The 15,269-nt window shown below is 65.5% G+C and carries 13 protein-coding genes; 5 read left to right on the plus strand and 8 right to left on the minus strand.

Features of this window, described 5'->3' with window-relative positions; all coding sequences use genetic code 11:
* Positions 1-109 precede the first annotated feature (109 nt).
* Entirely contained in the window at positions 110-2,632 is a 2,523-nt protein-coding gene (locus K7G81_RS09335) for a glycoside hydrolase family 31 protein (RefSeq protein WP_255586818.1), read from the plus strand.
* 62 nt (positions 2,633-2,694) lie between these two features.
* On the opposite strand, the gene acnA is transcribed toward K7G81_RS09335, so the two are convergent.
* Positions 2,695-5,367 (minus strand): aconitate hydratase AcnA, encoded by a 2,673-nt coding sequence (acnA, locus tag K7G81_RS09340; protein ID WP_223030478.1) that lies wholly within the window; start codon positions 5,365-5,367, stop codon positions 2,695-2,697.
* 214 nt (positions 5,368-5,581) lie between these two features.
* Between acnA and K7G81_RS09345 the strand changes: the two genes are divergently transcribed.
* A complete protein-coding gene (locus tag K7G81_RS09345) occupies positions 5,582-5,908 on the plus strand; it encodes a type II toxin-antitoxin system TacA family antitoxin (RefSeq protein ID WP_223030479.1) in 327 nt (108 codons plus the stop codon).
* Positions 5,909-5,930: 22 nt separating this feature from the next.
* Positions 5,931-6,425: a GNAT family N-acetyltransferase gene (locus tag K7G81_RS09350; protein ID WP_223030480.1), complete on the plus strand. Its 495-nt coding sequence runs from the start codon at positions 5,931-5,933 to the stop codon at positions 6,423-6,425.
* A 115-nt stretch (positions 6,426-6,540) separates the two neighbouring features.
* Here the strand turns inward: K7G81_RS09350 and K7G81_RS09355 are convergent, their stop codons facing one another.
* Complete coding sequence (locus tag K7G81_RS09355) at positions 6,541-7,476, minus strand: DUF6414 family protein (RefSeq protein ID WP_223030481.1); 936 nt, start codon at positions 7,474-7,476, stop codon at positions 6,541-6,543.
* 430 nt (positions 7,477-7,906) lie between these two features.
* Between K7G81_RS09355 and K7G81_RS09360 the strand changes: the two genes are divergently transcribed.
* Positions 7,907-8,476 (plus strand): hypothetical protein, encoded by a 570-nt coding sequence (locus K7G81_RS09360; RefSeq protein WP_223030482.1) that lies wholly within the window; start codon positions 7,907-7,909, stop codon positions 8,474-8,476.
* On the opposite strand, the gene K7G81_RS09365 is transcribed toward K7G81_RS09360, so the two are convergent.
* From K7G81_RS09365 to K7G81_RS09390, 6 genes are all read right to left on the minus strand, one after another.
* The gene (locus K7G81_RS09365) at positions 8,436-9,512 is read right to left on the minus strand and encodes a PepSY-associated TM helix domain-containing protein (protein ID WP_223030483.1); all 1,077 of its coding nucleotides are present in this window, start codon (positions 9,510-9,512) and stop codon (positions 8,436-8,438) included. The genes K7G81_RS09360 and K7G81_RS09365 overlap by 41 nt on opposite strands.
* A 12-nt stretch (positions 9,513-9,524) precedes the next feature.
* Positions 9,525-10,208, minus strand: coding sequence for a Fe2+-dependent dioxygenase (locus K7G81_RS09370; protein WP_223030484.1), 684 nt, complete (start codon positions 10,206-10,208; stop codon positions 9,525-9,527).
* Positions 10,202-10,939, minus strand: coding sequence for a tetratricopeptide repeat protein (locus K7G81_RS09375; protein ID WP_223030485.1), 738 nt, complete (start codon positions 10,937-10,939; stop codon positions 10,202-10,204). The genes K7G81_RS09370 and K7G81_RS09375 overlap by 7 nt, the downstream gene beginning before the upstream one ends.
* A complete protein-coding gene (locus tag K7G81_RS09380) occupies positions 10,936-13,401 on the minus strand; it encodes a TonB-dependent receptor (protein ID WP_223030486.1) in 2,466 nt (821 codons plus the stop codon). The genes K7G81_RS09375 and K7G81_RS09380 overlap by 4 nt, the downstream gene beginning before the upstream one ends.
* A gap of 67 nt (positions 13,402-13,468) precedes the next feature.
* Positions 13,469-13,738: a ribbon-helix-helix domain-containing protein gene (locus tag K7G81_RS09385; protein WP_223030487.1), complete on the minus strand. Its 270-nt coding sequence runs from the start codon at positions 13,736-13,738 to the stop codon at positions 13,469-13,471.
* Positions 13,739-14,032: 294 nt separating this feature from the next.
* Entirely contained in the window at positions 14,033-14,407 is a 375-nt protein-coding gene (locus K7G81_RS09390; protein ID WP_223030488.1) for a winged helix-turn-helix transcriptional regulator, read from the minus strand.
* A 117-nt stretch (positions 14,408-14,524) separates the two neighbouring features.
* On the opposite strand from K7G81_RS09390, the gene K7G81_RS09395 reads away from it, so the two are divergent.
* Complete coding sequence (locus tag K7G81_RS09395; protein WP_223030489.1) at positions 14,525-15,118, plus strand: glutathione S-transferase N-terminal domain-containing protein; 594 nt, start codon at positions 14,525-14,527, stop codon at positions 15,116-15,118.
* Positions 15,119-15,269 lie beyond the last annotated feature (151 nt).

Genomic DNA, 15,269 nt, shown 5'->3' on the forward strand with positions numbered 1-15,269 from the left:
CCCGGAACGGGGGCCTTTCCCTATCCGATCATTGCATTCGTATGCCGTTCGGTTGACGCTGTTTCGCGTCGTCCGCATGACCCGTCGATCTGAAAACGAGAGGATGACGATGGTCGGCAAGACAATGCTGCTCGGCAGCGCGATGATAGCGGCGATGGCAACGACGCCGGTTGGCGCGCAACCGAGAGACGGCTCGATTGCAGACGTCGCGGCTGGTGCCGCCTCCGTTACACCGCGCGAGGATGGGATCGACTATCGCAAGGGCCGGTTGGTGATGCGCATCACCGCGCTGACGGACAGCGTCCTGCGCATCCGGATCGGTCGCGACGGCACGCTTCCCGAGGATGCGAGTTGGGCGGTCCTGCCGGCAATGCGCGCGGCTTGGGCAAGGGTCACGCCGACAAGCGACGGCTTCCGCACCGATGCGCTGGTGGTCAAAGTCGATGCGAAGACGCTGGCGCTGACCGTGACCGATCCGGCGGGCAAGGTCATCACCGCCGATACAGCACAGCCGATCGACCTCGACGGCACCGCCTTCACGCTGCGCAAGGCGCTGCCGATCGGCGAGCATATCTACGGGCTGGGCGACAAGACCGGCGGCACGCTCGATCGCCGCGGCAAGACGTTCGTCGACTGGAATACCGATGCCTATGGCTTCGACAGCTCGACCGACCCGATCTACAAATCGATTCCGTTCTTCATCGGCGTGGGCGGCGAGGGCGGCAGCTATGGCGTGTTGCTCGACAATACGTGGCGGACCTGGTTCGATTTCGGGCACAAGGCGGCGGACACGCTGGCGATGGGCGGGCCGGATGGCCCGATCGATTATTACATCATCGCCGGGCCGACCACGCGCGAGGTGGTGCGTCGTTATACCGATCTCACCGGCAAGGCGCCGCTCGCACCCCAATGGGCGTTGGGTTATCAGCAATCGCGTTGGAGCTATGGCTCGGCAGACGAAGTGCGCCGGCTCGCCGAAACCTTTCGCAAGGATCGATTCCCGATCGACGTGATCTGGCTCGACATCGATTACCAGGATCGCAACCGCCCGTTCACCATCGACCGCAAGGCATTCCCCGACTTCAAAGGGGTGGTGAAGCAGATGCGCGACGATGGCATCAGGATCGTCGCCATCGCCGATCTTCACGTCGCAGACCTGCCGAACCAGGGCTATGCCCCCTATGACAGCGGCGTGGCCGGCAATCATTTCGTCCATGCCGCCGATGGATCGGTCTATGTCGGGCCGGTTTGGCCGGGGCCCTCGGTGTTCCCCGATTTCACCGATGCCGGCGCCCGTGCCTGGTATGGCACCAACTTCAAGGGGCTGCTCGACGACGGGGTTTCCGGCATCTGGAACGACATGAACGAGCCGGCGATCTTCGACACGCCGACCAAGACGATGCCGCTCGACAATATCCATCATATCGCGAGCGACCAGTTCGCCCCGCGCGATGCGACTCACGCCGAGATTCACAACGTCTACGGGATGGAGAATACGCGCGCGACCTATGACGGCCTGCGCACGCTGCGCCCCAACGAGCGCGCGTTCGTGATGACACGGGCGAGCTATGCCGGCGGCCAGCGCTACGCCGTCACCTGGACGGGAGACAACAGCGCGACCTGGGATCACCTGAAGCTCGCGGTGCACCAAATGATCAACCTCGGCCTGTCCGGCTTTTCCTATGGCGCAGCGGACGTCGGCGGGTTCACCGGCGGGCCGAGCCCGGAACTGCTCACCCGCTGGTTCGAGATCGCCACCTTCACGCCGATCTTCCGCGATCATTCGGCCAAGGGCACGCCGCGGGTCGAGCCATGGGTCGACGGGCCCGAGCAGCTCGCGATCCGGCGCCGCTTCGTCGATGAGCGCTACCGGCTGATGCCCTATCTCTACGCGCTCGCCGATCAGAATGCGCGGACTGGCGATCCGATCATGCGGCCGGTCTTCTACGATTACCCACAGGCGATCGGCGCGAGTTGCGACCAATCGATGAGCTTCACGCTCGGCGGCGACCTGCTGATCGCACCGCCGCCGCATATGGAATCGCCGCAGTCCTATGACGTCTGCCTGCCGGCCGGCGGCTGGTATGACTATTGGACGGGCAAGCCGGTTTCCGGCACTGGCGGCAATGGCTTGGACGCCGGCGTGCAGGCCGAGGCACGAACCGGCGCGGGCGGCGGCGAAATCAAGCTCACCGAAACGCCCGCGCTCGACCGGCTACCGGTATTCGTTCGCGCCGGCGCGATCGTACCGCGCCAGCCGCTCGTCCAGAGCACCGCCGAGACGCCAGACGGGCCGCTCGAGCTCGACGTCTATCCCGGCGATGACTGCGGCGGCACGCTTTATGCCGACGACGGGCATTCGATGGCCTATCAGGGCGGCGCCTATGCCCGCCAGACGGTTCGCTGCACCGTTACCGACAAGGGCATCAGCGTGACGTTCGGCAAGCGCCAAGGCAGCTTCGCGCCATGGTGGCAAGCGGTTCGGGTCGTCGTGCACGGCTGGCAGGGCAAGGGCTCCGCCACGCTGGGAAACAACGATGTGCCCGCCAGTGCCGATGCGGCGAACGAGACGATCAGCGCGACGATCGCGCCGCCGACGACCGAAACGACGGTGACATTCGCGAAAGATTGATCGGGGCCGTTTAAAAGGAAAAGTCCCTGCACCGGGAAATGCAGGGACTTTGCATGACCTGTTCAGCCCGCGGCGAGATTCCTCAGCACGTATTGCAGGATGCCGCCGTTGAGGAAATATTCGAGCTCGTTGATGGTATCGATCCGGCAGCGGGTCTTGAATGTTTCGCTCGAGCCGTCGGCACGGGTCAGCGACACCTCGACGTCCTGACGCGGGCGGATATTTGCCACGTCGTGGATGCTGAAGCTCTCGGTACCATCGAGCTTGAGGCTCTGCCGCGTCACGCCTTCCGCGAACTGCAGCGGCAGCACGCCCATGCCGACGAGGTTCGAACGGTGAATGCGTTCGAAGGATTCGGCGATGACGGCGCGGACGCCGAGGAGGATCGTGCCCTTGGCGGCCCAGTCGCGGGAGGAGCCGGTGCCGTATTCCTTGCCGGCGACGACGACCAGAGGCGTGCCATCGGCCTTGTAGCGCATCGCGGCGTCGTAGATCGGCATGACTTCGCCGTCGTACTTGGTCATGCCGCCTTCGATGCCGGGGACCATTTCGTTCTTGATGCGGATATTCGCGAAGGTGCCGCGCATCATGACTTCGTGGTTGCCGCGGCGGGAGCCGTAGCTGTTGAAGTCTTGGCGGCTAACCTGATGTTCTTGCAGGTAAATTCCGGCTGGCGAGTCCGCCTTGATGCTGCCCGCCGGCGAAATGTGGTCGGTGGTGATCGAATCGCCGAGGATCGCGAGCGGCTTGGCCTCGATGATGTCGGAAACCGGCGCCGGGGTCATCTCCATGCCCTCGAAATACGGGGGATTTGCGACGTAGGTGGAGCCGGCGCGCCACTGGAACACCTCCGAGCCCTCGACGTCGATATCGCGCCATTTCGCGTCACCGGCATAGACGTTGCCGTAACGCGCGCGGAACATGTCGTCGTCGATGTTGGCATCCATCAGGTCGCGGACTTCCTGATTGGTCGGCCAGATGTCCTTCAGGAACACGTCCTCGCCGTCCGAGCCCTGCCCGATCGGCGTTTCTTCCATGTCTTCGGTGACGGTGCCCTTCAGCGCATAAGCGACGACCAAGGGCGGCGAGGCGAGGAAGTTGGCGCGCACATCGGGCGACACGCGGCCTTCGAAGTTGCGATTGCCCGACAGCACCGAGGCGGCGACGAGATTGTTGTCGTTGATCGCCTTCGAGATGGGGGCGGCGAGCGGGCCAGAATTGCCGATGCAGGTGGTGCAGCCATAGCCGACGAGGTTGAACCCCATCGCGTTGAGATCATCCTGCAACCCGGCCTTTTCGAGATAATCGGTGACGACCTGCGATCCCGGCGCGAGCGACGTCTTGACCCACGGCTTCGGCGTAAGCCCCTTGGCGCGCGCCTTGCGGGCGACGAGGCCGGCGGCGATCAGCACCGCGGGGTTCGAGGTGTTGGTGCACGAGGTGATCGCGGCGATGACGACATCGCCGTCACCGATATCGTGGCTCTTGCCCTCGACCGCGACGCGCGCCGGGGCCGACTTGCTGTAGACCTTGGCGAGATCGCCGTTGAACACGTCATCGACCTTGTTGAGGGTGATGCGGTCCTGCGGGCGCTTGGGGCCGGCAAGGCTGGCGTGAACCTGGCTCATGTCGAGCTCGAGCGTGTCGGTGAACACCGGGTCCTGGTCGCCGGTGTGCCACATGCCCTGCGCCTTGCAATAGGCCTCGACCAAGGCGAGCTGATCGTCGGTGCGGCCGGTGAGGCGCATGTAATCGATCGTCTTGCCGTCGACCGGGAAGAAGCCGCAGGTGGCGCCATATTCGGGCGCCATATTGGCGATCGTCGCGCGATCGGCGAGCGTCAGGCTTTCGAGGCCGGGGCCGTAGAACTCGACGAAGCGGCCGACCACGCCCTTGGCGCGCAGCATCTGCGTGACGGTGAGCACGAGATCGGTCGCGGTGATTCCCTCGTTCAACTTGCCGGTCAGCTTGAAGCCGACGACCTCGGGGATCAGCATCGAGACCGGCTGGCCGAGCATCGCGGCCTCCGCCTCGATCCCGCCGACGCCCCAGCCGAGCACGCCGAGGCCGTTGATCATCGTGGTGTGGCTGTCGGTGCCGACCAGCGTGTCGGGATAGGCGACCTCGCCGCCGTCCGGCCCGGCCGAATGCCACACCGCCTGGCCGATATATTCGAGATTGACCTGGTGGCAGATACCGGTGCCCGGCGGCACCACCTGGAAATTGTCGAGCGCCTTCGAGCCCCATTTGAGGAACTCGTAACGCTCCATGTTGCGGGCATATTCGAACGCGACGTTGTCCTCGAACGCCTTGGGGGTGCCGAATTCGTCGACCATCACCGAGTGATCGATGACGAGGTGGACGGGAACCTGCGGGTTGATCTTCTCCGCCTCGCCGCCGAGCTTGGTGATCGCGTCGCGCATCGCCGCGAGATCGACGACGCAGGGCACGCCGGTGAAATCCTGCATCAGCACGCGCGCGGGGCGATACTGAATCTCGCGATCGGAGCGGCGCTCCTTCTGCCAATCGACGATCGCCTGGACGTCATCGGTGGTGACCGTCTTGCCGTCCTCGAAGCGCAGCATGTTTTCGAGCAGCACCTTCATCGAGAAGGGCAGCCGCGAGACATCGCCATATTTCGCCGCCGCTTTGGCGAGCGAGTAATAGGAATAGCTCTTGCCGCCGGCTTCCAGCGTATCGCGGGTGCCGAGCGTGTCGTTGCCGATCGCGGTCATGTGAACTGCCTTTCCGTATCTGCCTGGCCGGCGCGCGCGGGGAGGCAGCAGGATGCTGCGCGGGCGCGTCGGCGGGGTCTCAGGCGTGCGCCAGAGTCGCGGCGGGCCTTAGCAAGGGGGTGGGCGTTGGGGAAGGGGTTGGGCGCGTGTCGGTTGATCGGGCAAATGCGGCATCTGTATTGACATTGTGGATACAGACCCGTATCCGACCGGCATGACGAAGGCCGCCCCCCTGCCCGATACAACGACCGGCGTGGCCGAGCGGCGCGCCGCTTTCGAGACGAAGGGCAGCATCAACCTGCGCATCGAGGCGACGACGCGGCAGTTGATCGACGATGCGGCGGCGGTGCTGGGCAAGACGCGGACCGAGTTCATGATCGACAGCGCGCGGGCGCAGGCGATCGACGTGCTGCTCGACCAGCGGCTGTTCGTGCTCGACGACGCGCGCTACGCGGCGTTCGTCGACGCGCTGGACAATCCGCCGGCGCCGGGGCCGAAGCTGCGCGCGCTGCTGCGGCGGACGCCGGCGTGGGACGCCTGAGCCACGCCGGGCTGGCGCGCGGATGACGCTATCGGCCCCCGTCCCGCTCACCGCCGATCACGACCTGACCGATTTCGATTGCGGGCAGCCGGTGCTCAACGACTGGCTGAAACAGCGCGCGCTGAAGAACGAGAGCCGATTTTCGCGAACCTATGTGGTTTGCGAAGGCGCGCGCGTGGTCGGCTATTTCTGCATCGCGGCGGGCGCGGTGGAGCGGCAGGCGGCACCGGGCAAGGTGCGGCGTAATGCGCCCGACAGCGTGCCCGTTTCGGTGATCGGCCGGCTGGCGGTGAGCAAGAGCCATGCGGGCCGCGGACTCGGTGCCGACCTGCTGGCCGATGCGCTGCGCCGGATCGCGGTGGCATCGCAGAGCATCGGGATCGGCGCGGTGCTGGTGCAGGCCAAGGACGAGGCGGCGAAGCGGTTTTACCTGCGGTGCGCGGAGTGGTTGGAATATCCGGCGGATAGCCGGACGTTGTTTTTGCCGATCGAGACGGTGGTGGGGGCGTTTGACTGATTGGCAGCGCGAAGATGCAATAGTAGAAAAACAGATTACAAGACGAAGCGTGGCGATTGCAATGCAATCAACTCATACCAGCCAAATTGCGCGCGGGGGCTTATTTAACGAGAGACTATTCCACTTCCGAACCAGTTACCTCGCGGAATATTAGCAGAGGCGTAATTGCGTAAGCCGCGCTCGGCCGCCCCATTGCCACTTTAACAACAGGTGCGAGATTCTGCGAAACTTGTCCGATCAGACTTTGAAGCACGCCTGGCGTTTGCTCCGACGTGTTCGTGAAATCGGGCACAACGTATTCAGGTTGCGCAGTCAAAATGCCTACCATAGACCACTCTCCTGGCATCCTAACGCCATGCCCCAACGTAAGGTCGGCAGCAGACGTCACCAAATACTCCTCTCGCAGGGAGCACCATGCCAAAGCTGTATCGGTCTCGTCACTGGTGATTAGCGAGGCTTGGATGGAATGAGGCAAAATCTGCATCAGTTCCATCATCATCTCTGTATTTTCTTTTTGCTCTCGATGCTCTGCCTTTTCGGACGGCGTCATCTTGGAAATCGGCTTGTTCGACAATGCTCCGGCGAGCACCTTACGCTGGAGAGTCGGGAGCTTCCAAGCTCCCTTGAGCATCGTCAGGTCGAGGATGCTCAGATAACCCTTGCAAAGAACGAATTGTCCCAACTGCGCAGCCGTAACTCTGCGCTGAAGCATGTCTCGATCGCTCAAAAAGTCTAAAAAAGCCCGTGCGTTGGCCCAATAAGGATCGAACACTCGAGAGTAGCCTTCGACCATGCTCAATGACGTTTCTAGACTTCCTTGAAAGCCACCAGCCGCAACACCGAGGTTGCCTTTTAAATCACTTTTGCTGGCTTCATTCTTTCCTCGCGAAGCGTCCTTCGATCGCGTCAGTTGCTGAAGGTGCCCATCACCCTCAAACTGCGAAAGAAATGAGCCGATCCGGCGGCTATCATGGTATAGGAAATCAAGGACGAAATCGGTGTTTGAAATTTCGTCCGCCTCGCCGGATGTCTCGAAGGTGCTCTTCTGCATCGTATTCGATCTTCTCCGCTTCCTTCACCACCCGCTCTTGGGTGTCGGCGAGCCGCTTTGGGACAGTCTGCAATAGTTGCCCCGCATGATCGAAAGCGGAACCCGCAGAATTGTTGTCCGATTTGTGCTTCTTGGTCAACTGACCGGTCCTGTTTTCAGCGCATGAACCTGCGTCATGATCTATGGCACCCTATCTCTGCTGACCATAACAGTCTACGCGCGCATTGAATATCTGTCCTGAGGTAAAGCATCGACCGCCCGACTGTTTCCCCGGCGAGACAGGAATGGGCGCCAGAATTTCCCGCAACAAATACGAAATTGCTTGGGCCGCATTCTCCCTCAGCTTTGGCCAGCTAGCGGGCAAATTCGGCTTGCATTTATGATCCAAATAGGTTATCAGCGCAGGGGCGAATATCGGCGGTCACATCACATGACGAACCAAAAAGGCTCCGGCCTGATCGACGGCTATCGCGTGCGGCACGACGGGTGGACGCCGGCGCGGCAGCGGACGTTTTTGCGGGCGCTCTCCGAAACCGGGTGCGTGCGCGATGCCTGTGCTCGGGCGGGGATTTCGAATGCCTCGGCCTATCGGATGAAGAAGCGCTCCGCGCCCTTCTCCCGCGCCTGGGATCGGGCGCTCGCCAAGGCGATGCCGACGATCGAGCAGGCCGCCTATGAGCGTGCCGTGATCGGCTGGGAGGAGCCGATCGTGCAGGGCGGCAAGGTGGTGGCGAGCAAGCGGCGCTATTCGGATTCGCTGCTGCGGCTGCTGCTCCAGCGCGGCTTCACCGGCGATGGCGGGACGAAAGCGCAGGCGAAGGACGCGGCGAGCGACGTCCCGGCGATGAACTGGCCGCCGAAGCCGGGCGAATCGCGGGGCACGCGGATCGTCGTCAACGTCTCGCAGGAGGAGACCGACCGCGCGCTGGAAGCGAAGCTCAACGCGGTCGAGCGGCGGCTCAAGCGCGAGGCCGCCGCAGCCGGCGACGCCAAACCCTAGCGCGCCACCACATGATGATGCCGGTGACCGCCAGCAGCGCGGGGATGATGCCGGCGACGAAGATGATCGCCTGCCACAGCGGGCCCATGCCCTCGCCATCATGGATGCGGCGCATCAGCCCGGACAGGCCGGGGCCGCCGTGCGGCCGGGCGGGCGCGGCGGCGATCGCGCCGCTGGCGTCGTCCAGCATCAGCGTGGAGCCGGCGGTGGCGATCGTCCATCGCGGGTGCTTCGCGTCGGTCGGCCAGGCGAGCGACTCGACCGGCGAGGGCGTGGCGCGGCGAGCGGCATCGAGCGCGGCCTGCGGCGTCATCCGCGTCTCGGCGATCGGCGCGCCACCCCGGAAACGCGGGGGGCCGCGGTCGGCTCGGCCGGGCGAAAACACGCCGGGGAAGGATATCCACGCGCCGGTGAGCGACAGGACGAACAGCGGCAGCGCGATCCAGAAGCCGGTGAGGTGATGCAGGTTGGTGTCTAAATTGCGGTGGCGGCGCCAGCGCAGGCCCCTCGTCCAGCGCGCGGTGGTCGGCCACCACAGCCAGATGCCGGTGAAGCAGGACAGCATCATCGCGACGCCGATCCAGCCGACGATCGTGCGGCCGACGCCGGGGACGAGCAGGCTGCCGTGGAGCCGGTGGATGACGCGCAAGGCGCCCGAGCGGCTGTCGGCGACGGCGAGGACGCGCGCGCTCGGCGGATCGAGCCAGACCGCGGTGCGCGGCGGCGGGCCGGGGCGGCTGCCGGCGCCGGGGGTGCTCGCCTGGACGATGACGGGGCCGGCGCCGTGCGGCAGCGCGAGGCTGGCGATCGCGGCGCCGGGGGGCAGCGCCGCGCGGGCGGCGGCGAGATAGCGCGCGACGGGGAGCTGCGCGGTGCCGGTGGTGGCGTAGCGCGCGGGGTTGAGCAGACGGTCGACCGGCTTGTCCCAGACGAGCAGCGCGCCCGAGAGCGAGAGCGGGATGATGAGGATCGCGAGCGCGAGGCCGATCCACTTGTGCACCTGAAACCAGGCGCGGCGGAGCTGGAGCTTGGTCATGCGCAGGGGCCCTCAGCAATCCGCCCAGCGGCGGAGGAGGTTGTGGTAGACGCCGGTGAGGCGGACGACGGCGGGATCGGCCTGGCCGGCGGTGGCGGCGACCTGCTGCACCGCGCCGTCGAGCTCGAACAGCAGGCGGCGGGCGGCATCGTCACGCACCATCGACTGAATCCAGAAGAAGGCGGCGGTGCGCTGGCCCCGCGTCACCGGCTCGACGCGGTGGATGCTCGAGGCGGGGTAGACGACCAGGTGGCCGGCGGGGAGCTTGACGCGCTGCTCGCCGAACGTGTCTTCGACGACCAGCTCGCCGCCGTCGTAGCTGTCCGGCTCTTCGAGGAACAGGGTGGCGGAGAGATCGGCGCGGACGCGGAAATCGCTGCCGCGGCGGATGCGCACCGCGGTATCGACATGCGCGCCGAACGCCTCGCCGCCGGCATAGCGGTTGAACAGCGGCGGGAAGACCTTGAGCGGCAGCGCGGCGGCGACGAACAGCGGCGCGCGGGCGAGCGCGTCGAGGATCAGGGCGCCGGCGGCGCGGGCGGCGTCGGACTCTTCGGGAAGCTGGCGGTTGCGCTTGGCGAGCGCGGACTGGTGGCCCGAGGTGGCGTTGCCGTCTGCCCAGTCGGCGGCGTCGATCGTCGTGCGGACGCGGGCGAGCTCCTCGGGCGAGAGGATGTCGGGGATCGCGATCAGCATGACGCCGCCCGCCGCATCGCCTGACGCCCGCGCGTCGCGAAGCCGGGAATGCCGCACGTCGCGAGCCAGGCGCAGGCCTTGTCGACGAACGCGGCGGTGCCGGTTTCGCCGGCGCGGGCGAGCCAGCCGAGCGCCTCGTCGATGCGGCCCTTCTCGCCCAGCATGCGGGCGTGGTTGAAGCAGCCGCGGAAATCGCCGCCGCGCGCGGCGCGGGCGTAGAGCCGCGCGGCCTGCGCCATGTCGCGCGGGACGACCCAGCCGTCCTCATGGAAGCTGCCGAGGAAGTTGATCGCCTTGGCATTGCCGAGCTGCGCGGCGCGTTCGAGCCAGTCGAGCGCGGCGGCCTTGTCCTCGGGCACGCCCTGGCCGAGCGCGAGCAGGGTCGCATAATTATACATCGCCCAATCGAGCCCCTGTTCGGCGGCGAGGCGGAAGCACTCGGCCGCGCGATCCTTCATCACCGGCGTGCCCCAGCCGAGATCGTAGCAGCGCCCGACCATGTTGAGCGCCATGACGTGACGCTGCGCGGCGGCGCGCCTGAACCAGCCGAGCGCGGCGCCTTCGTTTCGCGCGACGCCATGGCCGTCGAGCAGCATCTGGCCATAGACCGCCTGCGCCTCGGCGAGCCCCGCCTCGGCCGCGGCGCGGACGAACGCCGCCCGCTCTGCCGGCGGCGCGGCGAGACGGGCGGCGACCTCATCGGCCGAGAGGGCGAGAACGTCCTCGCTCAAAACGTGACCTCGATCGTGCCGAACACGGTACGGCCGGGCGCGATGGTGGCGTAATGCGAGGCATAGGCCTGGGTGAAATAGACCTTGTCGGTCAGGTTCTGCGCATTGACGCTGAGGCCGATGTGATCGGTGAGCTGATAGGCGGCGCGCGCATCGAAGCGCCAATAGCCGGGGATTTCGCGAAACAGCGTCTGGGTCGCGGGGTGGATCGTGACGACGCCAGCCGCATCCTGCGTCGCGCTGGGGTTGCTGGCATAGCCGCCATATTGCTTGCCGGTGTAGAAAGCGCCGCCGCCGATCTGGAAACGCTTGGTCGCTTGCAGCGTCGTCCACAAGGTGAAGCTGTTCTTCGCGGTGTTGGGCGCCTGCTTGCCGGTGGTGACCGACGGCACCAGCACCGTCTGCGCCGCCTGGTCGCCGACCGCCGCCGCCGTCAGTACGGTAAAGCCGCCATCGCTGATGACCGGATCGAGATAGGTATAGCCGCCGAACACGCTCCAGCCCGGCAGGATCTCGCCATTGGCGGTCAGCTCGATGCCGCGGATGCGCGTCTCGCCGATATAATCGACATTACCGTCGGCGCCGGTGACGCGGGCGTTCTTGGTTTCGGTCTGGAAGGCGGCAGCGGTGAGCGCGAGGCGTTCGTGGAACAGGTTGGCCTTGGCGCCGACCTCGTAGGATCTGGTCTTCTGCGGCTTCAGATCGTTGACGTCGATCGCGGCCTGGCCGCGGCCCGGGGTCAGCGCATTATCCTCGCGCCCCTCGCCGAGCAGACTGTTGGGCGGCGTCGCGGCGGTGGCGTAGGAGGCATAGAGGCTGACATCGCGGGCCGGCTTGTAGACGAGGCCCGCCTGCCAGTTGAAAAGATCGTCGCTGCGCTTGAGCGAGGTCGCCGGCGTGCCGGCGGTCTGCTTCGTTTCGAAATGATCGTAGCGCGCGCCGAGATTGAGGATCAGCTGCGGGATCAGCGTGATCGAATCGAAGGCATAGGCCGCCAGCGTGTGCGCATCGTTCTGCGTTTCGCTGGCCGGGCCGTTCCTGACGATCGGGGCGGGATTGCCCGAGGCATCGCGATTGACCCAGTTCGCACGGGGATCGGGATCGAACAGGCTGGTGCAATAGCCCGCAGCGATGTCGTCGGCGGTGCAGCCGACCGACGCGCTCTGCCCCGACGTGGGGGCATAGGAGCCCTTGCGCGCCTGCTCCCATGAAATCTCGGTGCCGATCGCGAAGCTGTGCTCGACGCTACCGGTCTTGACCTTGCCGAACAGATCGGTCTGATCGACCACGCTCTCGTCATAGCCGTAGCGCGACTTGGCGGCATGCCAGACATAGCCGCCCGCGGTCGCCGGATCGGACAGATCGGTGCCGTAGACATTGCCGCGGCTGTCATCGGGCACGGTGAAGATGAAGGATTGCCGGTTGTGCGACCAGCGCGCGGTATTGCGCAGCGTAATGCCGCCGAAATCGTGCTCAACGCGGATCGTGCCCTGATCGGTGGTGGTGTCGCGGAAATCGCGCTTCGCGAGGCCGTAATAGGAATCGCGCGAGACATGGCCGGTCTCGCCGGAGATCAGCGTGACGTCCCCGATCGCGGGGCGGGTGTGGATGTCGCCGGTGCCCGGCGCGTTGCTGGTGACGTAAAGATAGGGGATGCCGCTATCGGGCAATTCGTGCGTGGTGAGGTGATAATAAGCCACCGTGAGGCGCGTCGGCGTGCCGAGGCCGAGCGAGATCGACGGCGCGACGCCCCAGCGCTTCTGCCAGATCGCATCGCGGCCGGCGACGTCCTGATCGTGCGCCATGCCTTCGATACGGACGGCGATCGTGTCGGTGAGCTTGCGGTTCACGTCGAATGTGCCGCGCTTGTAATCGGCATTGCCGTAGCTGAGATCGACGGTGCCGAAATCGGCCAGCTCGGGCAGTTTCGAGATGACGTTGATCGAGCCGCCGGCCGAGCCGCGCCCGCCGAGCGTCGAATCCGAGCCGCGCACGATCTGCACCGACTCGACCGCGAACACCTCGCGGGTCTGCGATGCGGGATCGCGGACGCCATCGACGAAGGTCGAGCCCTGGCTGTCGAAGCCGCGGATGAACGGGCGATCACCGATCGGGTTGCCGCCCTCCGCCGCGCCGAAGGTGATGCCGGGGATGGTGCGCAGCGCATCGGCGAGCGTCGACGCGCCGGTTTCCTTGATGACCTTTTCCGGCAGGACGACGACCGAGCGCGGGGTATCGATCGGCCTGGCGACATCCTTGGCGCCGCGGCGATCGCGCTGGCCGTTGACCAGGATGTCCTCGCGGGCCTGCACCTGGCCGGGATCGTTGGCCGCGGGATCGGCCGGCACCGGCGCCGGGCTCTCGCCGAATGCCGGCCCCGAGACGAACGCGCCGACGCAGCCCAGCGCGAGAAAGGCGGGCGTGGCGGCGGCACGCGGACGAGCGGCGGCGGGCGATGGCATGGTGATTGTCCCCTTCGATTAGCGTGATCGAAAGGGCTGCTATTGAGAGTCGATCGCAGTGTCAACGCTATTGCGAATAATTCTCATGTCTGGTGCCGAGCAGCCAGGTGCGCAGTGCCGAGGCGAGGTTGGGCGGCGGATCGGCGAGGATGCGCAAGGCATCGATCTCCGCGACCAGCGCGTTGAGTGGCAGGCCGCGCGCCGCGGCGGCCGCTTCGAGCGCCCGCCAGAACACGGGCTCGAGGCTGATCGACGTCTCATGCCCGGCGATCGTCACCGATCGCTTGACCGGCCCGAGAAAGCCGCCGGGCGGCGGAACGATCGCCGGCGTGCTCATGCAGCGAACGGGCGGGACTGTGGAAGCGGCGGCGCTGACGACATGGCGCAGACTTAGCCGCTGGGCGGGGTGGAGCAAGGATTATGCGCGTGGCGGGGATTGGGTGGGAAGTGCCCGGTCAGGTCTTGGCGCTCGGTCCGGCTGAAGCGGCCGTTCCGCGTAAACCCGTACTCTGACTGGAGCCGACCCAGGCGCGGCCATTCCGCGGGCCATGTGCCGATTCCTCAGGCTCAGCACGCGCGAGTAGCGGTATGGTCGTATGTGCGCGCCGCTCGCGGTCGAGCAAGCGCGGCCCTATGTCGGACGCCCTTCGTCATATCGGCGTCGGCTTTCCTGGATCGTGGCAAGGTTGTCGATCGACCATTCGGCGAGCTGCCGGAGCGTGCTGGACAGTGATCGCCCCAGATCGGTCAACGTATAGCTGACTTGGGGCGGCGTGGTGGGCACGACAGTCCGTGTCACCAAGCCATCCCGTTCCAGCGTCTTGAGCGTCGATGTGAGCATCTGCTGGGAGATGCCACCGACCTTGCGCTTCAGCTCGCTGAAGCGGTGCGGCCGTTCTCGGACGGCGACGATGACAAGGACCGACCATTTGTCGCCGACCCGGCTGAGAACCTCACTGACGGCACGGCAACTATTCTGTTCAGCGAGCGGAGCGGTCCTGCCCATGTGACCATGTCCTGAAATTATGCGTTCTTGTGAGGTCTTCTCCTGTCTCATAATTGGAGCTGGTCAGCAATCCAGACCACATAATCACGCCTTCGAAACGGCGTGGGGAGACCAAAAATGCGCCTGTATTTCTATCCCGCAGCGTGCAGCATCGCCGATCACATCGCCTTGATCGAAGCCGATCTGCCATACGATCTCATGCCGATCGACCGCGACAAGCGTACACGTGACGGTAGAGACTATCTGGCGATCAACCCACGCGGTTTCGTGCCCGCCCTGGAATTGGACGATGGTTCGATCCTAACCGAGAATCTCGCGATCCTCGCTCATATCGCGGATCACAGCGGCAAATTGCTTCCGGAGGACGCGCTGGGGCGAAGCCGGGCATTGGAGGCTCTGTCCTACATGGCAACGACTATTCATGGCGGCCTCGGGCCGTTCTTCAAGAGAGCGGCCGAAGCGGAGCAGACGACGGCGCGCAATGCCCTCACGAAGGCGTTCGCCTTTCTGGACGAACAGATGGGAGAAAAGCCGTTCCTTCTCGGCCAGTCGATCTCGATAGCCGATCCCTATCTGTACTGGTGCCTGCTCGCGGCGGCGCAATTCGAGATCGCGACGCCCGCGCGTCTCCAGGTTTTTTTCGAGCGGATGAACCACAGGCCGTCCGTCGTGCGCGCCCGTGCCGAAGAGGGGTTGGCGCCGGCAAAATGATCGGTCGCGGCCGGGGATACGGACGCCGGGCGACGCGAACGCTTCAACGACGTTTTGCTTCGCCCACGACGGGAAGCGGTCGGGCGGCAAAGTCCCAGCCGCAGACCGTCGCGCAGGTCGCCTCGACGAATTGGAATGGGACGCTAGCAAC

Source organism: Hephaestia mangrovi (genome assembly GCF_019880555.1).
Taxonomy (GTDB): domain Bacteria; phylum Pseudomonadota; class Alphaproteobacteria; order Sphingomonadales; family Sphingomonadaceae; genus Sphingomonas; species Sphingomonas mangrovi.

What these genes read in the sequence shown, in the direction of transcription:
- K7G81_RS09335 (WP_255586818.1), top strand. Translation starts at nt 110, where the DNA reads ATGGTCGGCAAGACAATGCTGCTCGGCAGCGCGATGATAGCGGCGATG.
- acnA (WP_223030478.1), bottom strand. Translation starts at nt 5,367, where the DNA reads ATGACCGCGATCGGCAACGACACGCTCGGCACCCGCGATACGCTGGAA.
- K7G81_RS09345 (WP_223030479.1), top strand. Translation starts at nt 5,582, where the DNA reads ATGACGAAGGCCGCCCCCCTGCCCGATACAACGACCGGCGTGGCCGAG.
- K7G81_RS09350 (WP_223030480.1), top strand. Translation starts at nt 5,931, where the DNA reads ATGACGCTATCGGCCCCCGTCCCGCTCACCGCCGATCACGACCTGACC.
- K7G81_RS09355 (WP_223030481.1), bottom strand. Translation starts at nt 7,476, where the DNA reads ATGCAGAAGAGCACCTTCGAGACATCCGGCGAGGCGGACGAAATTTCA.
- K7G81_RS09360 (WP_223030482.1), top strand. Translation starts at nt 7,907, where the DNA reads ATGACGAACCAAAAAGGCTCCGGCCTGATCGACGGCTATCGCGTGCGG.
- K7G81_RS09365 (WP_223030483.1), bottom strand. Translation starts at nt 9,512, where the DNA reads ATGACCAAGCTCCAGCTCCGCCGCGCCTGGTTTCAGGTGCACAAGTGG.
- K7G81_RS09370 (WP_223030484.1), bottom strand. Translation starts at nt 10,208, where the DNA reads ATGCTGATCGCGATCCCCGACATCCTCTCGCCCGAGGAGCTCGCCCGC.
- K7G81_RS09380 (WP_223030486.1), bottom strand. Translation starts at nt 13,401, where the DNA reads ATGCCATCGCCCGCCGCCGCTCGTCCGCGTGCCGCCGCCACGCCCGCC.
- K7G81_RS09385 (WP_223030487.1), bottom strand. Translation starts at nt 13,738, where the DNA reads ATGAGCACGCCGGCGATCGTTCCGCCGCCCGGCGGCTTTCTCGGGCCG.
- K7G81_RS09390 (WP_223030488.1), bottom strand. Translation starts at nt 14,407, where the DNA reads ATGGGCAGGACCGCTCCGCTCGCTGAACAGAATAGTTGCCGTGCCGTC.
- K7G81_RS09395 (WP_223030489.1), top strand. Translation starts at nt 14,525, where the DNA reads ATGCGCCTGTATTTCTATCCCGCAGCGTGCAGCATCGCCGATCACATC.